Raw genomic sequence first — 22,228 nt, 5'->3', positions numbered from 1 at the left:
TCGGGCCTCCCTCTGTCTCCGATCTGACAGTCAACCACAGCGGCGATGGGGACGACCCGTGCAACCGGGGTCGGCATCGAGACGTGTGACGGAGGTCGGCCGCACGGATGCGGCACGTACGGGGAGGACCAGATGACGGTGACGAGGGAGCAACGGCTCGATGAGCCGCCACCCGGGGCGGCAGCGGCCCGCCCGCAACCACGCGAGCAGACCGAGGAAATCGACTTCGACGGGCTCTACCATGCGCACTTCCGGTCGCTGACGCTCCAGCTCGCCGCGTACTGCGGGGATCTGCCGCAGGCGCAGGACCTGGTGCAGGAGGCGTTCTGCCGGGCGTTCGCCCGGTGGTCCCGGGTGTCGCGCTACGACGATCCAGTGGGTTGGGTACGGCGGGTCGCCTGGAACCTGGCCACCAGCCGCTGGCGGCGGCTGCGTACCGCCCAGTCGTGGCTGCGGCGGCAACGCGAGGAGTACGTGCCGGGCCCCGGCCCGGAGCGGGTGGCACTGACCGCCGCCCTGGCACAGCTGCCGGCCAATCACCGTCGTGCGGTGGTGCTGCACTACCTCGCTGATCTGTCCGTCGGTCAGATCGCGGAGCAGGAGGGGGTGGCGGAGGGCACGGTCAAGTCCTGGTTGCACCGGGGTCGCACGGCGCTCGCGGTTCAGCTCACCGGCGAGAACGGGAGGAACGATCATGTCTGAGTTCGAGGACGTCCTGATGAGCGACGAGTTCTCCGCGTTCCGCGAGACGTACGCCCCGGCGGTGCAGCCGGCCGGCCCCGCCGAGGTACGGCGGACCGTACGGCGACGCCGGCAGCGGACAGCGGTGCTGACCGCCACCGCCGCGGTGCTCGCGGTCATGATTCCGGTGGCGGCGAACGCGACCCTGAACCAGGGCCCCGCCCCGTCGCCCGGCCCGGCGCAGATCGGCGGGCCGAGCCCGTCGTCGTCGACCGTTCCACCGACGTCGACCCCGACGCCGACCAAGAGCTCGGCGAGCCCCACCGTCGAGGCACCGGACGGTCGCATCAGCCGGTCGCAGCTCCTCGCCGCCCGTGTCGACCTGCCCGCCTGGCCGGAGTACCTGCACTCCCCGCCGAGATGCAGCACCAAGGACGTGCGACTGCGCCCCGCGCCGAACACGGAGTTGCCGACCCTCCTGAGCGATCCGGGCCACGGCGACCTGGACGGCGACGGCGCGATCGAGACGGTGGCTCTGCTCGGATGCCGGGCCAACGGTGAGATCAGCGGAAAGCAGGTGGTGGCCTTCGACCGCGACGACGCCGGCCGGATCGTCACCATGGGCAGGGTGGTCGGCGTCCGGGAGGGGATGGACGACATCACCGACTTCTCTGTGCAGGCCGACGGGAAGGTCCGGGTCCACGTGGCCAACAAACAGCCCTGCTGCGACATGCCGTCGTGGGCACCGCAGCGGCAGTGGCGGACGTACACGTGGAACGGTGACCGCTTCGACCAGACGGCCGGGCCGACGAAGTTCGGGATCGATCCCCGGCTGACCGACCTCACCCTGACGGCCGGTGACCTCGTCCTCGGGCCGCCGGACGCGCAGGGCCGGCGCACCGGCACGGTGACGGTGACGGTCGTCAACCGGGGACGGGTGGACGTCCCCCGGCTGGGCTTCGCCGAGCTGTTCACGGTCGGCGAGCCCGCCGGAGCTGATCTCGATCGCTGCCGGATGAAGGATTCGGGGGGTAACGACGCGTGCCTGCTGGATCCGCTGCCGGCGGGTGGACGGAAGACGTACACGTTCCGGTTCCTGGTCGACCCGAGCAGCGGCAACCACGGGCAACCGGGCGTGCGGGTGGTCCACTTCGACTCGCAGGACCGGTACTGGGACGACCTGAAGCGGAGTGACAACTTCGTCGACCTCCACACGGTGGGCTAGCGGCACGCCAGCCCACACCACGCGGCGGCCCGGGAGAACCCCGGGCCGCCCTGTGGATCGGGGTCGTCGACGCCGACCCGGTTCACCAGCTCGGGCGCTGCAGCAAGCCCACGAACTCCACCAGCAGCCGCTCCCGCAGCGCGGGCGCAGCGGCGTCGAGCAGGGTGTTCACCACCGCCATCCGATCGGGAGGGGTGGCGGTCGGGCCACCCAGCCCCAGACCGGCGGCGAGCCCTTCGACCAGTTCGGGGGTGAGCAGGTCCGGGGTGAGCGTGCCGGCGAGGGTGAGCAGTTCCTCGGGCAGCACGACGGGACCGGCCGCCCGGCCGGCCTTCGCCGCCTCGGCCAGCGCCGGGCCGAACTCGCCCACCCGGGGGGCCACCGCGGCGGTCACCGTGAGATGCACGCTGGCCGGCAGCCCGGCGTACGACAGCTGCGGCTGGGTGTGCCAGCCCCGGGCGGTCAGCTCGTCGACCAGCACGAACAGGTCGAGGTCCGGGTCGGTGGCGGTGAAACAGACGACAGTGGACTCCGGCTCGGCCATCAGTCGCAGTCCGGGTACGCCGCGCACGGCGTCGGCCAGCCCGGCCACGGCGTCCCGGGTGGTGGCCGCCAGCCGCAGGTAGCCGTCGTCGCCCAGGTGTCGCAGGGTGGCGTACGCCGCGGCGATCGGGCCACCCGAACGTGTCGAGGCGATCGTCGGGTTGATCATCGTGTAGCCGGGCCAGTCGGCGTACGCGAAGTACTGCGGGGCACGCAGCGCCGGATCACGGTGCAGCAGCACGGATACGCCCTTCGGCGCGTACGCGTACTTGTGCAGGTCGACCGAGATCGAGGTGACCCCGGGCACCCCGAAGTCGAACGGCGGCACGGGCACGCCGAGCCGACGCAGGTACGGCAGGGTCCAGCCGCCGAAGCAGGCGTCCACGTGGCAACGCACCCCCGCCGCCGCGGCCGCTGCGGCGATCTCGGTGACCGGATCGATCACGCCGTGCGCGTACGACGGGGCGGAGCAGGCCACCAGCACGGTGTCCGGACCGAGGGCGGCGGCGGTCTCGACCGGATCGGGGCGCAGCGTCTTCGGGTCGACCGGCACCACGTCGAGCGCCACCCGCAGGTAGTGGGCCGCCTTGGCGAAGGCCGCGTGCCCGCTCGCCGGCACCACGAGCCGGGGCATGGTGATCTCCGGGTGGGCGTCCCGGGCCGCCTTGACCGCCAGGATCAGCGACTCGGTGCCGCCGCTGGTGACGCTGCCGACCACGTCCGGCGCGGCGCTGCCGGGTCCGCCGCCGAGCAGGCCGGCCGCCGCACCGACCAGGGCGTTCTCCATGGCCAGCAGGGACGGGAACGCGGTCGGGTCGAGCCCGTTGACGTGCGCGCCAGCCTCGTGTGCCGTGGCGGCCAGCTCGTCCAGGCCGGGTACGGCCGGGTCGTAGACGTACGCGAAGAGCTGCCCACCGTGCGTCGGTCGATCCTGTGCACGCAGCAGGCGGATCTCGTCGAGCACCCGCTCGGCGGGGAGCCCGTGCTCCGGCAGCGCGCTTCCGTCGGTCCGCTCGTCGGTCATGAGGTGGTGACGCCCCTTCCGGGTGGCTCGTGGGTTCTCGTTCCCGCCACGACCGGCTGATCGGCGCCGTTGTCCGGCGCGGCGGGCAGGTCGTAATGGCGCAGGAGGATCAGCGGTGCGGCGACCAGAAGAGCGGGGATCACGGTGAAGCCGAGCAGGATGCCGAGGCGGGCGGTGCCGGACTGCGCCGCGGCCGTTCCGGTGTCGGAGGAGACGTAGCCGGAGAGTTGCAGCACCAGCCCGTAGATGCCCGGTCCGAGCGCCAGCCCGAGGGTCTCCCCCGCCGTCCAGACCCCGGTGAAGACACCGGCCTGCCGCCGGCCGGTGCGCGCCTCGTCCCAGCTGATGCAGTCGGGCAGCATCGCGAGCGCGAAGACCTGCTGGCCCGCGTACCCGGCGCCGACCAGGGCGACCACCGGGTAGACCGCGGCCGCCGGCACCAGTGGCGCGGCCGCCAGCACCGCCACGCCCACGACGAGCAGCAGTGACGCCGCGACCAGGGCACGGAGTTTGCCGACCCGGGCACCGATCCGGGTCCAGAGCGGCATCACCAGCAGCGCCGGCCCGACGAAGCAGGCGAACAGCAGAGTCGCCCCGGTCCGCGGGTCCCGCAGGATCTGGTCGGCGAAGTAGTTGACCCCGGCCAGGATGGTGGCCACGCCGGCGGACTGGACCACGAAGCAGACCAGCAGTGCCCGGAACGCGCGATTCCGGCCGGCGACCGCCAGCTGGGCGCGGAGCGTCGGCTCGCTCCCGCGTACCTGCCCGGTCGGCGTCGCCCGGGTGCCGGCGAACGCGCCGACCGCGCCGACCGCGATCAACGCCGCGACGAAGAGGCCCATCCACCGGTGCCCGGCGAGCCCTTCGCCACCCGCCGTCACCACGATCGGGGCGACCGCCCCGGAGACCAGGATGGCCAGGGCCAGCACGGCGATTCGCCAGGTCATCAGCCGGGTGCGCTCGGCGTAGTCCTCGGTCAGCTCGGCGGGCATCGCCACGTACGGCACCTGGAAGAAGGCGAACGCGGTGGCCGTGGCGAGGAAGGCCACCGCCAGGTACGCCCCGGCCGCGCGGCCCGTCCCGAACGGCGCGGCGAAGATGCCCGCGAAGAGCAGGGCGAGCGCGAGACCGGCGAAGAGCAGGTAGGGCCGGCGGGGACCCCAGCGCGACCCGGTGCGGTCGGAGATGCGACCGGCCACCGGGTTCACCAGCACGTCCCACGCCTTCGGCACGAGCACCAGCAGCGCGGCCAGCCCGGCGGCCACTCCGAGCGTGTCGGTGAGGTACGGCAGCAGCAGCAGACCGGGCACGGTGCCGAAGGCGCCGGTGGCGAGCGAGCCGAGCGCGTAGCCGAGGTGCACCCGGCGCGGCAGGCCGCCCGGGACGGGGGCCGGACCAGCCGGCGGCGCGTCCATGGCGCCGAATGCTACTCACATTATGACGCCGGTCACATCCACTCTCCGGGCGCTACGGGCCTTCGCCGGCGTCGGCCGGACCCGGGAACCAGCTGGCGGCCGTCATGTCCACCCCGGCGCCGCGCAGTGGCGTCCCCTCCGCACGCAACCGGGCCCGGGCCTCCCGCTCGTGCCCCGGCGGCAGTCGCCCCGCCGAGTTGACCACCCGATGCCAGGGCACCGCGCCGCCGTGACGAGCCATGATGTTGCCCACCAGCCGGGCCGAGGCTCGACCGGACCGCTCCGCGAGCGCATCGGCGACCGCCCCGTACGACATCACCCGGCCCGGCGGGATCCGCTCGACCAGATCCAGCACCGCTTCGACGTACTCGTCAGGTGTCACAGCGCGCCACACTATGGGAACGCGGCGGGGCGCCGCCGCCTTGACCACGCAGAATGGTCGTTGTGCGTGAAGCGGTAACGGCGGCCCGGCGGGTCGTCGTCAAGATCGGGTCCTCCTCGTTGACCACCGCGACCGGCGGCCTGGCCGGTGAGCGGGTCGACGCGCTCGTCGACGCCCTCGGGGCGCTCACGGCCGACGGCCGGGAGGTCGTGCTGGTCTCGTCCGGCGCGATCGCGGCCGGTCTGGCCCCGCTGGGGCTGTCCCGCCGCCCGCGCGACCTGGCCACCCAGCAGGCCGCGGCCAGCGTCGGGCAGGGCCTCCTGATCGGCCGGTACGCGGCCGGCTTCGCCCGACACCACCGGACGGTGGGGCAGGTGCTGCTCACCGTCGACGACGTCACCCGCCGGGCGCACTACCGCAACGCGTACCGGACCCTGCGCAAGCTGCTCGACCTGCGGGCGGTGCCGATCGTCAACGAGAACGACACGGTGGCCACCGAGGAGATCCGGTTCGGCGACAACGATCGGCTGGCCGCCCTGGTCGCCGCGCTCGTCCAGGCCGACCTGCTGGTGCTGCTCTCCGACGTCGACGCGCTCTGGACCGGCGACCCCAGCCGACCCGACTCCACCCGGATCAGCGAGGTGCGCAGCGAGGAGGACCTGATGGGCGTCACGATCGGCGGCACCGGCCGCGCCGGAGTCGGCACCGGCGGCATGGTGACGAAGGTCGAGGCGGCCCGGATCGCCACCGGCTTCGGCATCCCCGTCGTGCTCACCGCCGCACCGCTGGCCGCCCCGGCGCTGGCGGGCGAGGCGGTCGGCACCTTCTTCCACCCGAGGCGTCAGCGGCCCGCGGCACGGCTTTTCTGGCTCGCGCACGCGACGTCGCCCCGAGGTCGGCTGCATCTGGACGAGGGTGCGGTCGCCGCAGTGGTCGGGCGGCGCAAGTCGCTGCTGCCGGCCGGCATCACGGCCGTCGACGGGGCGTTCACCGCGGGAGACCCGGTGGACCTGGTGGACTCCCAGGGGGCACCGGTGGCTCGGGGACTGGTCAACTACGACGCCGTGGAGCTGCCCGGGCTGCTGGGTCGCTCCACTCCGGAACTCGCCGCGGCGCTCGGCCCGGCGTACGAACGCGAGGTCGTACACCGCGACGACCTGGTGCTGCTGTGAACTCGGCAGCGAGCGAATCATCGTTTCAGGGCGACATCGACTCAGGACGGCACGGAGCGAAGCGGAGTGGTGGGATGAGCGTGACCGAGCAGGCCCGGCGGGCGCGGGTGGCGGCGGAGGCGTTGGCCGTCGCGACGCGTACGACAAAGGACGCCACGCTGCACGCGATGGCCGACGCGCTGGTGGCGCGTACGCCCGAGATCCTCGCCGCGAACGAGGCGGACCTGGCGGCGGGGCGGGAGGCCGGGCTGAGCGCGGCCGTGCTCGACCGGCTCGCCCTCGACGAGGATCGCGTGGTCGGCATCGCCGACGCGCTGCGGCAGATGGCCGCGCTGCCCGACCCGGTCGGCGAGGTGGTACGCGGCTCGACCCTGCCCAACGGCTTGGAGCTGCGGCAGATCCGGGTGCCGTTCGGGGTGGTCGGGATCATCTACGAGGCCCGCCCGAACGTGACAGTCGACGCCGCCGGGATCTGCCTGAAGTCGGGCAACGCGGCGCTGCTGCGTGGCTCCTCCTCCGCCGCCAACTCCAACGCGGCACTGGTCGCGGTGCTGCGTGACGCCGTCGCCGGAGCAGGGCTGCCGGCCGACGCCGTGCAGTTGCTCGACGCCGCCTCCCGCGACTCGGTGAAGGAGCTGATGCGTGCCCGCGGCCTGGTCGACGTGCTGATCCCGCGCGGTGGCGCGTCGCTGATCCGCACCGTGGTCGAGGAGTCGACGGTCCCGGTGATCGAGACCGGGGTCGGCAACTGCCACGTGTACGTCGACGCCGCCGCCGACGTGTCGAAGGCCGTGGCGATCACCTTGAACGCGAAGACGCAGCGTCTCTCCACCTGCAACACGGCCGAGTCGCTGCTCGTGCACGCGGCGGTCGCCGACACCTTCCTGCCCCCGATGCTGGCCGCGTTCGCCGAGGCGGGGGTGACCGTGCACGGTGACGAGCGGGTCGCCGCGCACTCGACCGCCGTGGTGGCGGCGACCGAGGAGGACTTCGCCACCGAGTACCTCGCCGCGGACATCTCGGTGGCCGTCGTCGACACCCTCGACGCCGCGGTCGCGCACATCCGGCGCTACGGCACCGGGCACACCGAGGCGATCGTCACCGACTCGACCACGGCGGCCCGCGAGTTCGTGGCTCGGGTGGACGCGGCGGCGGTGATGGTGAACGCCTCCACCCGGTTCACCGACGGCGGCGAGTTCGGCTTCGGCGCGGAGATCGGCATCTCCACGCAGAAGCTGCACGCCCGCGGCCCGATGGGACTGCCGGAGCTGACCAGCACCAAGTACGTGGTGACCGGCGACGGTCACCTGCGCGGCTGATCGTCGGGCAGGAGAGCAGCCGGCGGGAACGACGGGCGCGACGGCCGCCGAGCTCACTCCGCGGCGACAGCCGTCTCCGTCGTCGCGGTCGCCGCACCGGTGGCCGGCGTGATGCAGGCGCGGATCGCCCGCAGCGTCGTGTGCACGTCGAACTGGTGACCGTCGTCGCTGTCCCAGCCGCCGTCGCCGCGTTGGGTCTCGGCGAGCCGGCGCCGGGCGGACACGAGAAGCCACTGCTCCTCGCCGATCTCGACGCGGCGGAGTGTCGCGGCGAGCCAGGCGGTGTCCGCCGGGGACATCTGCGGGATCCGCTCGGCCAGCACCGTCTGGATCCGGGCCGACTCGTCGTACATGCCCTGTCGGTGCAGCACGGCGGCGCTCAGCCAGCCGGCCGGCAGGAACGACGGCCAACTACCGTCGGGGCCGAGCCGCTCGGCGACGGCCTGCGCGGCCGCCTGCACCACCCCGGCGTACGCCCCGCCGACCCGGTGATCGAGCGGGCCGGCGGACCGGGCGTCGAGTCCGCCGACGGTCAGCCAGAATCCGGCGTTGGCGGTGAGGTAGAGCCGGGCCTCCGGGTCACCGGGCCGGGCCCACTCCGGCGCGACGTCGGCCAGCGCCGGGTCCTCCTCCCAACCACCGTCGGCCAACTGCCGGGTGGCGAGCCAGTCCAGCGCGTGCCGGGCCGCCGGTCGACCGAGCGCGCCCAGATCGTCCAGCTCGGCGAGGCGGAAGCAGGTGGCGTCGACCGAGCCGATCGGGCCGTCGAGGGTGGCCGGCCAGCCACCGTCCGCCGCCTGCCCGAACTCGGCCCGCTCGATCAGCTCGACCGGCACCGGCACTCCGGTGCGCAGCCGGGAGAGTCGGGCGCGTTCCACCGCGTCCCCGTGCGCCACCACGAACCCGATGGCGGCATCCAAATCGACCACGGCGCCACGCTACCTGCGTAAACGCGATCGCGCCTCGGAGGATCGGCCGAGGTCGGAGCGGTCACAGCCCGCCCCGACCCCGCCCGGTCGGTCAGTACGCCGGCAGCGACGGATCGATCTGCTTGATCCAGGAGAGCACGCCGCCCTGGACGTGCACCGCGTCCCGGAATCCGGCGGCCTTGAGCGCGGCGAGCGCCTCGGCCGAGCGGACACCGGACTTGCAGTGCAGCACGATCTGCCGGTCCTGCGGGAGGCGCGAGAGCGCCTCGCCGGAGATGATCTCGCCCTTGGGGATCAGCGTCGCGCCGGGGATGCGGACGATCTCGTACTCGGCCGGCTCCCGGACGTCGACCAGGAAGATGTCCTTGCCGGCGTCCTGCCACTCCTTGAGTTCCAGCGCGGTGATGGTCGAGTCGACCACCGCCTCCTGGGCCTCCACCGACACGGCGCCGCAGAAGTCCTCGTAGTCCTCCAGCAGGTCGGTGACGGTCGGGTTCTCGCCGCAGAGCACGCAGTTCGGATCCTTGCGGACCTTGATCTTGCGGTACGACATCTCCAGGGCGTCGTAGACCATCAGGCCGCCGACCAGCGGCTCACCGATGCCGGCGAGCAGTTTGATCGCCTCGTTGACCTGGATCGAGCCGATCGAGGCGCAGAGCACGCCCAGCACGCCGCCCTCCGCGCAGGAGGGCACCATGCCGGGCGGCGGGGGCTCCGGGTAGAGGCAGCGGTAGCAGGGACCGTGTTCGGCCCAGAAGACCGACGCCTGGCCGTCGAAGCGGTAGATCGAGCCCCAGACGTACGGCTTGCCGAGCAGCACCGCCGCGTCGTTGACCATGTAGCGGGTGGCGAAGTTGTCGGTGCCGTCGACGATCAGGTCGTACTGGGAGAAGATCTCCCGGACGTTGTCCCGGTCGAGCGCGGTGTTGTGGATCTCCACCTTGACCAGCGGGTTGATCTCGCGGATGCTCGCCGCGGCCGACTCGGCCTTCGACCGGCCGACGTCGGAGACGCCGTGGATGATCTGGCGTTGGAGGTTGGATTCGTCGACGGTGTCGAAATCGATGATGCCCAGCGTGCCGACGCCGGCGGCGGCGAGGTACATGAGGGCCGGTGAGCCCAGACCGCCGGCGCCCACGCAGAGCACCCGGGCGTTCTTCAACCGCTTCTGCCCCTCGACGCCGACGTCGGGGATGATCAGGTGGCGCGAGTAGCGGCGGATCTCGTCAACTGTCAGCTCGGCGGCGGGCTCGACGAGCGGGGGCAACGACACGATGGACTCCCCGGGATCGGCGGTGCGAACCCGGCCATTGTCACTCGGCACCGGACGGGTCGGCCATGAGGGAGGACACGCCGCCCGTCATTCGGGAGGGGAATAACGCAGCCGATCACCGAGCCCCGCCGTCGATGGGCGGTTTGCGGGGCTCCGCCACCCGGGGACGTCGGCTACGGAATGATCTCGCCCGCGTACCGGACGCCGTCGAGGTACGGCCAGGCGTTGGCGAGGCAGCCTTCCAGCCCGTACGTCTGCTGCTGCATCACGGGAGCCGGACTGCCCGGCTCGGGGCAGGACTCGTGCGTCTCGCCGAACTCGTGCCCGACCTCGTGGTTGATCACGTACGTCCGGTAGACAGACAGCGGCGCGCCGTAGTCGGGTACCGCCTCCATCCAACGGGCCAGGTTGATGATGACCTGCCCGGGCAGGCGGCAGGAGGTGTACGCCTCGGTGCTCAACCCACCCTCGGCGCACATCTGCTCGGAGGTGACCGGGGTGGCGAGGTAGACGGTGAAGTCGGCCTCCGCCGCTTCCGCCACCCGCTGCACCCGCAGTTCGCCCGAGGCGATCCAACTGCGCGGGTCGGCGAGTGTCTCGTCCACGCTTGCCGCGAACGCATCGGCGTCCTGGCCGCTGCCTTCTTCCACCGCGACGTGGTAGCGGCGCAACGGACCGTCCTCCCCCCGCACCGGGGTGCCACCGGTGGCGGTGACGAACCGACCTGCGCCGTACGAGGGCACGACGTGCGGAACCTCGCGTGGCGCCTCGTGCGCCCCGACCCCGCCGTTCTGGGGCAGCGCATCCACCGGCGAGGACGCCGGTGGCGTACCGGCGCGGGTCACGGCGACGCCGGCGGCGGTCGCGAGGAGCAGCACCACCCCGAGCAGGATGCTGCGGCGGCGACGGCGGTACATCCGCTGGAGCGCCGCGCGCCGTGCGTTCTCCGGCCGACGAGACGGAGCAGGCGGGTGGTAGGAGGACGCGGTCATGCCCTCAGGGTGCCAGATCAATAGCCCATTACGAGACGTTCAAGGCTAATGCCACCCTGAATCTACTAGCGGGTCAAATAGATAAGATACGTAAAATATAGGCTTTCCGGACAATATGCGCAATCGCCCCCAGCGTCGGGCGTCAGAGCGGCGGCCCGGCGTACCGGCGACCATCGCGGTACGGCCACGGGTTGGCGAGGCAGCCCTTGAGGGCGAGGGTCTGCTGCATCATCACCGGCGCCGCCCTGCCCTTGCCGGGACAGCGCTCATGGCGATTCCCCAGCTGGTGCCCCACCTCGTGGTTGATCACATACAGCCGGTAGACCGACAACGGCACCTTCGCCGCGACGAAGTGCGGAACCGAGAGCCGCCACCGGTCGAGGTTGATGATGACCTTGCCCGGCGCTCGGCACGACGTGTACGGACGCCCGTCGACCCGGATGTCCACCCCGCCCTGCGCGCACATCCGGGCAGCCGTGCGTGCCGTCGCCAGGTAAACGGTGAAGTCGACGTCCGCCCTGCCGACCACCTGCCGCAGCCGCAACCGACCACTGTCCACCCAACTGCCCGGACCGGTGAGCGCGACCTGCACCGCCCGGGCGAACTCGCCCGAGTCCTCCCCGCTCCCCGACTCGACCGCGACCCGGTAGCGCTGTACCCGGCCGGCCTCGCCCAGGACCGGCCCGGTGCGGTTGTCGTAGCCGAACCGGCCGGTGCCGGCCGAGGGCACGGGCCCCGGCAGCCGGAACACCGGAGACGCCGAGGTGGACGGCGACGGAGCCGCCGGAGACGAACCGAGCAACGGCAGGGGCGCTCCGGCAACCGGCAGCGTCGCCGCGCCGGCCGATGTCGGCCGGGAATCGACACCCTGGTGCCTAACGATCACGGTGACCGCCGCCCCGATCGCGAGCACCACCACCGACAGCTGGGCGATCATCTGGAACCGCCGGCCGCGGAGCTGCGCCGCGACGACACCCCGCCCGCGGGTACGGTTCGCGCCACTCGGCGGACCGGACACCACTGCGCCATGGGCCGGGCGAGGCGCGGACCCCGGCGAATCGGCCGGGCACCGACCGGCCGAGACCATCGGGTCGTCGGCGGAGCGGGGCACGGAGCTGGGCATCCGGCTCAGCGTGCCAGATCGTGACGCTCTGCACCCTCCTCCGTTTCGGTGAGTAGTCCCAGCACCGCCCGGGCGACCAGCCGGGGTGCCTCGATCTGCGCCACATGCCCCACCCGGCCCAGCATCAGCAGCCGGCTGTCCGGGATGACCCGGGCCGCCTGCGGGGCGACGCGGACGTCCACCAGCCGGTCACGCCCGCCCCCCACGACCAGGGTGGGCGCCCGCACCGACCGGGCCAGCCGCCAGAGCGAACCCGGCCCGGGCAGGTACGACCGCAGAAAGCTGGAGACGAGCCCGCGGAACGTCCGGACGTACACGGCGGCGTAGTGCTCAGCCTGATAGCGCAGCCAGACCTCCTCCAGCGCCTCCCGCCGGCGTTGCTCGCAGATCCGGCTGAGGTCGGCCACACACGCCTCCAGCAACCGCTCGACCATCGCCTCCGGCGGCAGCTCGGTCAGCCGCCGCGCCGCCATCCGCTCCGCCTGGGGCAGAGCGAGCAGCGGCAGCAACCGACCCTGCAACGAGCGCCGGAAATTGAGGAAGGGCAGCGCCGGTGAGATCAGGGTCAGCGTGCGTACCAGGTCGGGACGGAGCGCGGCGACCTGCACGGCGACCGCCCCGCCGAGCGAGTTTCCGAAGAGGTGCACGGCCCCCCGGTCGGAATGCTCGATGTACCGGATCAGCCGCTCGGCGAACGCGGGCACCGTGTAACGGTGACCGGGCTCGCTGCGTCCGAAGCCGGGCAGGTCGATCGCCTGGCCGGCCAGCCGGACGGCGAGCAGGCCGGCCAGGTCGGTCCAGTTCTGGGACGAGCCGCCCAGGCCGTGCACGTAGAGGGCCGGCTCCGCGCCCGGGGCGGTGGCCGGGGTATCCCGGACGTAGCTGACCATGCCGTCGAGCCGGACCTCCCGGCCCGGCCACGGTGGCGGAACCCCGTGCTCCGGGAGCAGGTGCTCCGGGCAGAGGGTGGCGCGCTTCACCGCCTCAGTCTGCCCCCGCCACCGATCGGCGGCAGCGCGTCGCCGGGAAAGGGCGGCCCGGCGAGCGTCAGGTGAGCAGCGCCTCGAGCCGACGGTTCACCGCGGCCAGGGTGGCCCGCACTACCGCCTGTCGTGGGTCACCCGCGACGAGCGCCGACCCGGCCAGTTGCTCGACCCAGCCGTCGCAGACCAGCAGCACCACCACGGTGGCCACCTCGCAGTTGCCGAACGGCACGACCGCGACATGCTCGACGAAACAGCGCCCGCCCTCGGAGTGGACCGGGCGGCGAAGCAACTCGTCCACGGCCGACGCGGCCGCCACCGCGCAGAGCCGCAGGACGTAACCGTCGACGGCGGGGCCGGTGGCGTAGCCGGCGGCCGTCTCGCCGGCGGCGATGAGACGTACCTCCACATTGGCGTCGAGGCCGAACGTGCTCACCTGGACGTGATCGATCACCACGCGGGGGCCGGGGCGTCCGCCGGTGTCCAGCGGTCGCGACGGCGCGCTCTCCGTGGTCGTCAGCTGCCCCCCGGAGTACGTGGCGCCGAGGTTAACCGGACTCACGGTGGCCGCGCCGGACGCTGCCTCGTCCACCGTCGCGCGACCGCGCTGTGGAGCGGCCGGACGGCGCCGGCGCAGCGGTTCCGGCTCGGTACGCGGAACGCGTCCGGCCGCCCGCCCCTCGATCTCGCCGGGCCCGCCCTCGCGGACCTCCCGAGCGACCTCGGCCGACCGGGCGGCCTCCGGGGCACGTGCCGCACCGGCAGGACGAGCAGTCTCCGGGGCGCGTCCGGCGTTGCGTCGGCGAACCGGCGCCGGGGGCGCGGCCGGCGGACCGGGCAGGTTCTGCGGGGCGGCGGCGAGCCCCATCCGCTCCTGCAGCAGGCGGGCGACCTGCCGGCTCACGTCGGCCGGGTCGGCGCCGTCGGCCAGGTCGAGGCGGAGGCTGTGCGCACCCGCCGGGGTACGCCGCAGCGACGCGTCACGGACGCCCGCGACCTCCCGTACCGCGCCGAGGATCGCATTGACGTCGAATCCCTCGGGCCGCTCCTGCGGCGGCGCGGGCTCGTCGTCACGACGCAGGTGGGTGGCGATGCGAGCGAGTTGCGGCGTTTCGGCGGGTGGCTCCACGGCTGGCGGCTCCGGCACGACGGGCACGTCCGGCTCGGCTGGGACGCGCTGCGGCAGCACCGCCGACGCCGGGTCCGGCTGGTGGCCGACGGACTGGTCGGCCGTGGGTGCCGGCTCGGGCGCGGATCGACGGGCCGCGTATCCAGGCGCGCTCGCCGAGGCGGGCGCGGCGGGGGTGTGGTCGTGGCGATCGGCTCCGGTCGTGGCGGAGGCCGGCGCGGGACCCGTCCGGGTCTCTGGTTGACGGGTCACGCCCGACGCCGGGCCAGGGTCGTGGTGGCCGGGGGTCGTGGCTGGGGTTGCTGCCTCCGACGCCGTCCGGTTCGCCGCATCCACACCGGCCGGGCGGCGACGGAAGGCCTCGGCGGCGCGGCGCGGCGTCGGCTCCGGGCGGTCGGCCGGATTCACTTCGCGTACCACCGGTGGCACGGCCGTCGGGCGGCTGCCCGCCCAGGACGGCCGCTCGGCCGGGGACGCCCCCGATCCGCCGGCCCAGGAGGGCCGTCCGCCGACGCCGGCCGGCCCGGCCGGGGTGCCGGCGGAGCCCACCGGCGGCACGCTGGTCTGCTCGGGCCCGGCGTCCCAGGCCGGGCGCTCCGAGGCCGCCACGGGACCGGACGGCTCAGACCCGGGCGACGGCCGCTCGGCGGCCCAGGCCGGCCGGTCCACCGGCGGCGGGCTCGGCTCGGACGACGCCTCGGCCGGCGCGAGCGGGGTATGCCGCACGGCCCAGGCCGGGCGCTCGGAGGCCGCCACGGGACCGGACGGCTCAGACCCGGGCAGCGGCCGCTCGGCGGCCCAGGCCGGACGGCCCACCGGCGGCGGGCTCGGCTCGGACTCGGCGGGGGCCATCTCGTAGGGCCGCACCGGCTCGGCGCGGACCGGGTCGTACGGGCGGCTCGGCTCCGCCCGGACCGGCTCGTACGGCTGATGTGGGTCGCCCGCCCAGGCCGGCCGGCTCTCCTCGCGTGCCCGGCGCCCGGACAGGTCTTCGGCGTCGCGGGTCCGGCGTCCGGCCGGCTCGTCGGCCTCGCGGCCCTGCTGCGGAGCCGGCTCGTCGGCCCCGCGATCCTGCCCGGTGGGCGGATCGGCCTCGTGCGGGCGGCGGCCGGCCGGCTCGCCGGCGTCAACCGACCGACGTCCCGACGGCACGGCCGCCTCTCCGGCCCGGTGGCCGGGGACCTCGTCGCTCTCCCGCCGCTGGCGGGTCTGTTCCTCGCCGGACCCCGACCACGCCGGGGCCCAGGCCGAACCCCAGCTCGGCCGGTTCCAACTCGGACCGGACCAGTCGGGTTCGCCGGCCGGCGACTCGGTGGGCGCCCACGACTGCGCCGGGCCCTGTTCACCGGCCGGCGGATACGCCTCGGGCCAGCCGTGCGGCTCGGCCGGGGGCTGGCCCTCGACCGCGGACGGGGCGGCGGTGGGCGCCTGGAAGCCCGGTGGCACCTCGAACCCCGACGGGGCCGTGCCGACCGGCGGGATCTGGACGGCGGGCGGTGCCGACGTCGGCAACCCCGACTCGGGCCAGCGTGGCCGGGTGCCCGGCGGCTCCTCGGACACGTGCCGTGCCGGGCCCGGCTCCGGCTCGGTCGGGCCGTACGTCTGCTCCACCGGTGGGGCGGGTCGCTGGGCGGGCACCACCAGACGCTCGCTGCCGGGATCGCGTCGTTCGTCGGCGCCGTCGCCGGGTGGGGCGCTGACCGGAGCGGGCCGGCCCAGGGACGCCTCGTCGGCCGCGTAGGTCACCCCGTTGGCGTGGTGCCCGTTCACTCGGCTCGGGCGCTCGGCGTCAGCGGACAGACCGGCCACCGGCGCCGGCAGATCACCGTGCCGGGGCGAGGAGGTGGCCCAGCCGGAGGACGGGTCGGGCGCCCAGCGTGCCGCCGGTTCGCCGGACGGGCCGGGATCGTCGGCGGGGTGCCAGGCTGCCGCCGGGGGCGCCCATCCGCCGGCGGAGCGGGAAGGATCGTCCTGCTGGCCCGTCCCGTCACCGTGCTCTCCCGGGGTGGCGGCACCGGGTTGCCCTGCTTCACTCACCGCGCGCTCCTTGGTCGCCCCCGCTGAGGCTACCGTGTGGTGACAGTGGCGATAAGTTACAGCGGCGGGCCAATTCCGCGACGGGCGATCGAGCCCGACCGGTTCGGGTAATGCTGCCGGCTCGTACGAAGAAACTCGGAGGTTCCCATGACCGCTGTGGGGAACGGTGCGCAGACCGCTGGCCGGCCCACCCGGCTGCCGCGCTCCGCGCGTCGTAAGCAGCTGCTCGCCGCCGCCCAGGAGGTGTTCGTCGCCCAGGGCTACCACGCCGCCGCGATGGACGACATCGCCGAGCGCGCAGGGGTCTCCAAGCCGGTGCTCTACCAGCACTTCCCCGGCAAGATGGAGCTCTACCTGGCGCTGCTCGACACGCACTGCGACGCGATCGTCGCCAAGGTGCAGGAGGCGATGCGGGGCACCGACGACAACAAGGAGCGGGTAGGCGCCTCCGTACGCGCGTACTTCGACTTCGTCGACCACGAGAGCGAGGCGTTCCGGCTGGTCTTCGAGTCGGACCTGCGTAACGACCCGGCTGTGCGGCAGCGCGTCGAGCGGGTCGAGCAGGGCTGCATCGCGGCGATCACCGACACGATCATCTCCGACACCGGGGTGAGCCGTGCGCACGCCGAACTGCTCGCGTCCGGCCTGGTCGGCGCTGCCGAGACCGCGGCGCAGTTCTGGCTGGCCGGCGGGCGGCAGGTGCCGAAGGCGGAGGCCGAGGCGTTGGTGGCCGCCCTCTCCTGGCGGGGCATCGCCAGCTTCCCGCTCAAGGACGAGTCGGCCTGAGCGGTCCTGGAGCGTGCGGATCCATCCGGCGTCGCCCGGCAAGGTGAGTCAGCCTGACCGTCACGGCCGAGATCGGATAGCCTTCCCACGGCGGCTCTTTCGCCCCAGTTGAGGAGGCACGTGTGGAGGTCAAGATCGGCGTGCAGTACGCGCCGCGCGAGCTGGTTCTGGAGAGCGCGCAGGCGCCGGCCGAGATCGAGCAGATCGTGACCGACGCCATCGCCAAGAACTCCGGCACGCTGTCCCTGACCGACGAGAAGGGCCGGCGCGTGATCGTGCCGGTCGACAAGGTCGCCTACGTCGAGATCGCCGAGGCGTCCCCCCGAGCGGTCGGGTTCACCGTCCGATAGGCGCACGCGGCGTCCGTGGCGGTTCGCCTGTCGCGGACACCGGAACCGTGAGCCCCGGGCCGTCCTGGCCCGGGGCTCAGTTGTTCAGACCTGCGGCGGTCATCCGCTCGGTGTGCGCGGCGGTCAGCTGCCGGAAGAGCGCCTCGACATCCACCCGCTCTCCCTGTGCGATCAGCGTGGTGAGCGCCCCTCGATCGGCGGCGGCGACCCGGCTGGCCTGGGAGAGCGCCTCACCTACCAACCGCCGGGCCCACATCGAGAGCCGGTGCGCCACCCGCGGGTCGGCGTCGATCGCGATCCGGATCTCCGCGGCGGCGAACTCGGCGTATCGGGACTCGTGCAGCACGTCGAGCACGAGTTGCCGGTCCGCCTCGTCCAGCGCTGCGGCGATCTGCCGGATGAAGTCGTCGGTGATCGCGTCGCCGACGTACGCCTTGGTCACCGCCTCCGCCCAGTCCCGCGGCTCGGTCGAATCGTGGTACGCCTGCAACGCCGCCACGTACGGCGCCATCGCCTCCTGCGGTGCCACGCCCAGCGCCGTGAGCCGGTCGGCGAGGCGGCGGTAGTTGCCGATCTCCGCGGCGGCCATCTCACCCAACGCGGCCCGGCGACGCAGGTCGGGAGCGAGCCGGGCGTCGCCGGCCATCCGCTCGAAGGCGAGCAGCTCGCCGAGGGCGACCAGGCCGAGCAGGTCGGCGACGGCGGAACCGGGCGTGGTCGGGGCGGACACGAGCGCAGGTTACCGCTCGGGGCACGAGTGCGGGGCCCCGTGACGGCGCGACGCGGGCGCCCTCGGCGGCACCGACCCGCCCGGAATGTGGACGCACGACGGACCACCGTGTGTGATCTACAACACAGATCACCCACCCGGTGGATCACCCCCGAACCGGAATCAGGACGCCACCCTGCCGGTTCAGGTAGTATGGAACAGTTGCCGCGGGCGCCGATCTGATCTGAATCAGGCCCCCCGGCGCGCGTGCGGCCCGGTCCGGCTCGGCGAAATGCCCCCGACCGTGTGGCCCGCGCCAGACCGAACGCGCCCTGCGGAGATGACGGGGCGCACCCACGAGAGGGCACCCCCACATCCAGATGAGCGAATTGACGCAGGACAACACCGGGGGCCAAATTCCGGCCCCCACCACACCGGCACGACCGGAAGCACCGACCTTCGCCGAGCTGGGCGCGCGTCAGGAGACCGTCGACGCGCTGGCCGGAGCCGGCATCACCCACGCCTTCGCCATTCAGCAGTACGCGCTGCCGATCGCGATGCGCGGCACCGACCTGATCGGCCAGGCGCCCACCGGCACCGGCAAGACCCTCGGCTTCGGCGTCCCGCTGCTCGAGCGGGTCTTCGCACCGGCCGAGGGCGGCGACGGCACGCCGCAGGCGCTGGTCGTCGTCCCCACCCGCGAGCTGGGTCTCCAGGTCGCCAAGGACCTCGCCACCGCGGGCAGCACCCGGGGCGTCCGGGTCCTGCCGATCTACGGCGGCGTGGCGTACGAGCCGCAGGTCGAGGCGCTGCGCAAGGGCGTCGAGATCCTCGTCGGCACGCCGGGCCGCCTGCTCGACCTGGCCAAGCAGAAGCAGCTGCGACTGGACCGGGTACGCGCACTGGTGCTCGACGAGGCCGACCGGATGCTCGACCTCGGCTTCCTCGACGACGTCGAGAAGATCCTGGCGATGCTCCCCGACGACCGGCAGACCATGCTCTTCTCGGCCACCATGCCGGATCCGATCGTCACGCTCTCCCGGCGCTTCCTTCGCCACCCCGTGACCATCCACGCCGGGCACACCGCCGAGACCGGGCCGTCGCCGCAGACCGAGCAGCTGGTCTACCGCACCCACTCGCTCAACAAGGTCGAGATCGTGGCGCGGATCCTTCAGGCGGAGGGGCGCGGGCTCACGATGATCTTCACGCGTACCAAGCGGGCCGCCGACCGGGTCGCAGAGGACCTCGACTTCCGCGGCTTCGCGGTGGCCGCCGTGCACGGCGACCTCGGGCAGGGCGCCCGTGAGCGGGCCCTGCGGGCGTTCCGCGCCGGCAAGATCGACACTCTGGTCGCCACCGACGTGGCCGCCCGGGGCATCGACGTCAGCGGCGTCACGCATGTCATCAACTACGACTGCCCGGAGGACCAGGACACGTACACCCACCGGATCGGTCGTACCGGCCGGGCCGGAGCCAGCGGTGTCGCGGTGACCTTCGTCGACTGGGACGACATGCCGCGCTGGCGGATCATCGACAAGACGCTCGGGCTCGACATGCCGGAGCCGCCGGAGACGTACCACACGTCGCCGCACCTCTACACCGACCTGCACATCTCCCCGGAGGTGAGCGGCACGCTGCCGACCGCCGAGCGGACCCGGGCCGGGCTCTCGGCCGAGGTCGAGGAGGACCTCGGCGGTAGCCGCTCGCGTCGCGGTGACGGTGGCGGCCGCGGTCGCCGCAGCGGTGGTCGCCGCGGTGGCCGCAGCGAGTCGTCGGCGCCGGACACGGCCGCGGCCGTCGAGGGCAACGGCGACGAAGGCGGCAAGACCCCGCGCCGCCGGCGTCGCCGCCGGGCGGGCGAGGTGCTCACGGAGGGCGAGCCGACCGCGGTGGTCACCAACAGCGGTAGCGCCGAGCCGGCCACGTCTGCCGCAGAGGGCGAGGCTTCGGCACCGAAGCCACGCCGTCGTCGGCGTCGACGCCCCGGTGGCAGCGCCGCGGAAGCCGCCCCCGCCGAGGCGACCACCGCCGACTGACGCATGACGCACCAGGACGTCCCCCGCCCACCGGGCCGGGGGACGTCCTGTCTCCTCCACCCCTCACCTCCGCCGAGGTTCCCCGGGCACGCTTTCACGGAAAGAGTGGCTTTCCGGCACGGAAAGCCACTCTTTCCGTGAAAGAGGCCCCTGCGGGAGCGGGGGGGGTGGGGGTGAGGGTGAGGACGGGGAGAGGATTGAGGGATGGGTGAATCGTTGGATGGGGCGTTGGGCGAGGTGCGGGCGCTGCTGCTCGACCCCGCGCTGACCCGCGCCGTCGCCGCCGGGCGACGCCGTGGACTGCGCCCCTCGGTCGTCCGGGCGGAGCTGCGCCCGGTGACGCTCAAGGCAGGTCCGCGCCTACAGATCGCCACCTCTGACGGCGCCCGCCCGTTCACCCGCAACGTCGCCCCGGGCCGGGACGCGGCCGACGCGGTCGACGCGTTGCTCGCCGAGCCGTTCGGCAACTGGCACGTGGAAACCACGGACATGACGCTGCAGCTGCGGGTGACCAAGTCCGGGGATGCCCAGGTGCACCGGGCGAAGGTGACCCGGCCGACCGGTACGCCCGCCGGCAACGACCGAGAGAAGGAGTACCTGCTCGACCCGGGCGACCCGATCTTCGCCGAGATCGGTGGCTCCGCCGCGAAGCGTCGCCAGGTCGACGCCTTCCTCCGGGCGCTCGCGGCGACCCTGCCGGAGGGGCTGAGCGGTCCGCTACGCGTGGTGGACCTCGGCTGCGGCAACGCGTACCTGACGTTCGCCGCGTACCGGTACCTGTCGGGGCGCGGGCTGGACGTGGAGCTGGTCGGGGTCGACGTCCGGGAGGACCAGCGACGCCGGAACACCGAGCTGGCCGACCGGCTGGGCTGGGGCGACCGGGTCCGCTTCGTGGCCGGCACGATCGCCGACGCGGTGGTCGAGCCGGCGCCGGACCTGGTACTCGCCCTGCACGCCTGCGACACCGCCACCGACGAGGCGCTGGCCCGGGCGGTGCGCTGGGACGCCCGCTGGGTGCTCGCCGCGCCGTGCTGCCACCACGACGTCGCCGCGCAGTTGCGGGCTCGACCGGCTCCGACCCCGTACGAGCTGTTGACGCGGCAGGGCATCCTGCGTGAACGGTTCGCGGACGTGCTCACCGACGCGCTGCGAGCCGGTCTGCTCCGGCTGCACGGCTACCGCGCCGAGGTGGTGGAGTTCGTCGATTCCCGGCACACCCCGCGGAACCTGCTCATCCGCGCCCGCCGTACCGGGGCCGTGCCGACCGACGAGCAGCGCCGGGACTACCGGGAGCTCGTCGACCAGTGGCAGGTCGCCCCGCGGCTGGAGACCCTTCTGGCCATTGCGGAGGGTCCGGAGACGTCGCTCACGCCCGCTCAGTCCGGCCCTCGCTAGCCGGCACCGGCGGGGAACGGCTGTCGATCTCGGGACATCGGATGACAACGATCACTACCTCTGTCCGCTTTCGTCCGGATGCGTCGCACAAAAGGTCCCGTCGACGAGACCTTTTGTGCGGTCAGTCAATCGTTTCGGGCTCCTCCGGTACTACTCTCGGATGCGACATCCGGTGTTCCGCCTCGAGAGGGAAGACCCGCAGGGATGCGTTCCGCAGAGGTTTCACCGCAGATGGCCTTCGCACGCTTCGTGCGACGGGCCATCGATGACGCTCGCGACGAACGGGGCTGGACGGTCACCGAGCTGGCCACCCACACCGGCGTCGGCCGCTCCACCGTCTTCCGCTGGCTCGCCGGCGACTGGCAGGACTACCCCGAGCTGGCCAAGGTCCGCGGCTTCTGCGCCGCGCTGGACCTTCCGGTCGCCGCGGCCTTCCGCGCCCTCGGCTTGCCCGACGCCAACCCGACCCCGCGTCGCCGCGGCGACGAAGGCCCGGTCGAGGCGGACGTCCGCGTGATCCTGGACCGGCTCGCCGACCCGGCCGTGCCACTGGAGGAGAAGCACCACATCCGGGACCTGCTGCGCTACCTCGCGCGCCGCCCGATCCGCCGGGCCGGCTGACCACCCGCCGGGGCGACAGCGGGCCGACTCACGACGCCGGCCCCGAGACGCCGCCGCGACATCGTGCCGAGCCGCCCCTCGCGACCCGCACCGGCACCGCCCGC

General features: G+C 73.5%; 19 protein-coding genes. 9 read left to right on the top strand and 10 right to left on the bottom strand.

The annotated features are described in order from the left end of the window. Positions 1 to 132 precede the first annotated feature (132 nt). On the top strand, positions 133 to 702 hold the full coding sequence (locus AB0F98_RS05820; RefSeq protein ID WP_357729350.1) for a SigE family RNA polymerase sigma factor: 570 nt from the start codon (positions 133 to 135) through the stop codon (positions 700 to 702). Next, positions 695 to 1,906 (top strand): hypothetical protein, encoded by a 1,212-nt coding sequence (locus AB0F98_RS05815; protein WP_357729347.1) that lies wholly within the window; start codon positions 695 to 697, stop codon positions 1,904 to 1,906. Before AB0F98_RS05820 ends, AB0F98_RS05815 begins: the two co-directional genes overlap by 8 nt. An 82-nt stretch (positions 1,907 to 1,988) precedes the next feature. Here AB0F98_RS05815 and AB0F98_RS05810 read toward each other — a convergent pair whose 3' ends face one another. The 3 genes from AB0F98_RS05810 to AB0F98_RS05800 are packed head-to-tail and all read right to left on the bottom strand — an operon-like array spanning position 1,989 to position 5,270. After that, positions 1,989 to 3,473, bottom strand: coding sequence for an aminotransferase class V-fold PLP-dependent enzyme (locus AB0F98_RS05810; protein ID WP_357729344.1), 1,485 nt, complete (start codon positions 3,471 to 3,473; stop codon positions 1,989 to 1,991). After that, entirely contained in the window at positions 3,470 to 4,888 is a 1,419-nt protein-coding gene (locus AB0F98_RS05805; RefSeq protein ID WP_357729341.1) for an MFS transporter, read from the bottom strand. Before AB0F98_RS05805 ends, AB0F98_RS05810 begins: the two co-directional genes overlap by 4 nt. Before the next feature lie 52 nt (positions 4,889 to 4,940). Further along, positions 4,941 to 5,270 carry an MGMT family protein gene (locus AB0F98_RS05800; RefSeq protein WP_357729338.1) on the bottom strand — a complete coding sequence of 110 codons (330 nt, stop codon included), beginning with the start codon at positions 5,268 to 5,270 and terminating at the stop codon, positions 4,941 to 4,943. 62 nt (positions 5,271 to 5,332) lie between these two features. Here AB0F98_RS05800 and proB point away from each other — a divergent pair, with 62 nt between their 5' ends. Both proB and AB0F98_RS05790 read left to right on the top strand, forming a co-directional pair. Continuing rightward, on the top strand, positions 5,333 to 6,442 hold the full coding sequence (proB, locus tag AB0F98_RS05795; protein ID WP_357729335.1) for a glutamate 5-kinase: 1,110 nt from the start codon (positions 5,333 to 5,335) through the stop codon (positions 6,440 to 6,442). A 74-nt stretch (positions 6,443 to 6,516) separates the two neighbouring features. Continuing rightward, positions 6,517 to 7,761 carry a glutamate-5-semialdehyde dehydrogenase gene (locus tag AB0F98_RS05790; protein ID WP_357729332.1) on the top strand — a complete coding sequence of 415 codons (1,245 nt, stop codon included), beginning with the start codon at positions 6,517 to 6,519 and terminating at the stop codon, positions 7,759 to 7,761. A gap of 53 nt (positions 7,762 to 7,814) precedes the next feature. On the opposite strand, the gene AB0F98_RS05785 is transcribed toward AB0F98_RS05790, so the two are convergent. From AB0F98_RS05785 to AB0F98_RS05760, 6 genes are all read right to left on the bottom strand, one after another. Continuing rightward, complete coding sequence (locus AB0F98_RS05785) at positions 7,815 to 8,690, bottom strand: squalene--hopene cyclase (protein ID WP_357729329.1); 876 nt, start codon at positions 8,688 to 8,690, stop codon at positions 7,815 to 7,817. 91 nt (positions 8,691 to 8,781) lie between these two features. After that, positions 8,782 to 9,963, bottom strand: coding sequence for an adenylyltransferase/sulfurtransferase MoeZ (gene moeZ / locus AB0F98_RS05780; protein WP_357729327.1), 1,182 nt, complete (start codon positions 9,961 to 9,963; stop codon positions 8,782 to 8,784). A gap of 173 nt (positions 9,964 to 10,136) precedes the next feature. After that, complete coding sequence (locus AB0F98_RS05775) at positions 10,137 to 10,955, bottom strand: DUF3152 domain-containing protein (RefSeq protein WP_357729323.1); 819 nt, start codon at positions 10,953 to 10,955, stop codon at positions 10,137 to 10,139. Between the two features lie 142 nt (positions 10,956 to 11,097). After that, positions 11,098 to 11,973, bottom strand: coding sequence for a DUF3152 domain-containing protein (locus AB0F98_RS05770; protein WP_357729320.1), 876 nt, complete (start codon positions 11,971 to 11,973; stop codon positions 11,098 to 11,100). Positions 11,974 to 12,083: 110 nt separating this feature from the next. Further along, on the bottom strand, positions 12,084 to 13,058 hold the full coding sequence (locus AB0F98_RS05765) for an alpha/beta hydrolase (protein ID WP_357729317.1): 975 nt from the start codon (positions 13,056 to 13,058) through the stop codon (positions 12,084 to 12,086). A gap of 67 nt (positions 13,059 to 13,125) precedes the next feature. Then, entirely contained in the window at positions 13,126 to 16,227 is a 3,102-nt protein-coding gene (locus AB0F98_RS05760; protein ID WP_357729314.1) for a hypothetical protein, read from the bottom strand. A 147-nt stretch (positions 16,228 to 16,374) separates the two neighbouring features. Between AB0F98_RS05760 and AB0F98_RS05755 the strand changes: the two genes are divergently transcribed. Together AB0F98_RS05755 and AB0F98_RS05750 are read left to right on the top strand one after the other, a co-directional pair. Beyond that, positions 16,375 to 17,013, top strand: a complete 639-nt coding sequence (locus AB0F98_RS05755; RefSeq protein WP_355147824.1) for a TetR/AcrR family transcriptional regulator — start codon at positions 16,375 to 16,377, stop codon at positions 17,011 to 17,013. A 122-nt stretch (positions 17,014 to 17,135) separates the two neighbouring features. After that, entirely contained in the window at positions 17,136 to 17,363 is a 228-nt protein-coding gene (locus tag AB0F98_RS05750) for a DUF3107 domain-containing protein (RefSeq protein ID WP_076466726.1), read from the top strand. Positions 17,364 to 17,439: 76 nt separating this feature from the next. On the opposite strand, the gene AB0F98_RS05745 is transcribed toward AB0F98_RS05750, so the two are convergent. Further along, a complete protein-coding gene (locus AB0F98_RS05745; RefSeq protein WP_357729310.1) occupies positions 17,440 to 18,093 on the bottom strand; it encodes a ferritin-like fold-containing protein in 654 nt (217 codons plus the stop codon). 359 nt (positions 18,094 to 18,452) lie between these two features. Between AB0F98_RS05745 and AB0F98_RS05740 the strand changes: the two genes are divergently transcribed. The 3 genes from AB0F98_RS05740 to AB0F98_RS05730 all read left to right on the top strand — a co-directional run bounded on the left by AB0F98_RS05740 (position 18,453) and on the right by AB0F98_RS05730 (position 22,124). After that, positions 18,453 to 20,108, top strand: coding sequence for a DEAD/DEAH box helicase (locus AB0F98_RS05740; RefSeq protein ID WP_357729307.1), 1,656 nt, complete (start codon positions 18,453 to 18,455; stop codon positions 20,106 to 20,108). Positions 20,109 to 20,312: 204 nt separating this feature from the next. Continuing rightward, entirely contained in the window at positions 20,313 to 21,503 is a 1,191-nt protein-coding gene (locus AB0F98_RS05735; RefSeq protein ID WP_357729304.1) for an SAM-dependent methyltransferase, read from the top strand. A gap of 204 nt (positions 21,504 to 21,707) precedes the next feature. Next, on the top strand, positions 21,708 to 22,124 hold the full coding sequence (locus AB0F98_RS05730) for a helix-turn-helix domain-containing protein (protein WP_357729301.1): 417 nt from the start codon (positions 21,708 to 21,710) through the stop codon (positions 22,122 to 22,124). The last annotated feature ends 104 nt before the right edge of the window (positions 22,125 to 22,228 follow it).

The organism is Micromonospora sp. NPDC023737, from assembly GCF_040639715.1.
Lineage (GTDB): Bacteria > Actinomycetota > Actinomycetes > Mycobacteriales > Micromonosporaceae > Micromonospora.
The sequence above is the reverse complement of the archived record's forward strand: the minus strand, read 5'-3'. Positions and strand labels throughout refer to the sequence as shown.

Excerpts from the sequence above, each read along its gene's own strand:
- AB0F98_RS05740 (WP_357729307.1), top strand. The coding sequence starts at position 18,453 with ATGAGCGAATTGACGCAGGACAACACCGGGGGCCAAATTCCGGCCCCC.
- AB0F98_RS05775 (WP_357729323.1), bottom strand. The coding sequence starts at position 10,955 with ATGACCGCGTCCTCCTACCACCCGCCTGCTCCGTCTCGTCGGCCGGAG.
- AB0F98_RS05810 (WP_357729344.1), bottom strand. The coding sequence starts at position 3,473 with ATGACCGACGAGCGGACCGACGGAAGCGCGCTGCCGGAGCACGGGCTC.
- AB0F98_RS05755 (WP_355147824.1), top strand. The coding sequence starts at position 16,375 with ATGACCGCTGTGGGGAACGGTGCGCAGACCGCTGGCCGGCCCACCCGG.
- AB0F98_RS05790 (WP_357729332.1), top strand. The coding sequence starts at position 6,517 with ATGAGCGTGACCGAGCAGGCCCGGCGGGCGCGGGTGGCGGCGGAGGCG.
- AB0F98_RS05730 (WP_357729301.1), top strand. The coding sequence starts at position 21,708 with ATGCGTTCCGCAGAGGTTTCACCGCAGATGGCCTTCGCACGCTTCGTG.
- AB0F98_RS05815 (WP_357729347.1), top strand. The coding sequence starts at position 695 with ATGTCTGAGTTCGAGGACGTCCTGATGAGCGACGAGTTCTCCGCGTTC.
- AB0F98_RS05735 (WP_357729304.1), top strand. The coding sequence starts at position 20,313 with ATGGGTGAATCGTTGGATGGGGCGTTGGGCGAGGTGCGGGCGCTGCTG.
- AB0F98_RS05805 (WP_357729341.1), bottom strand. The coding sequence starts at position 4,888 with ATGGACGCGCCGCCGGCTGGTCCGGCCCCCGTCCCGGGCGGCCTGCCG.
- AB0F98_RS05820 (WP_357729350.1), top strand. The coding sequence starts at position 133 with ATGACGGTGACGAGGGAGCAACGGCTCGATGAGCCGCCACCCGGGGCG.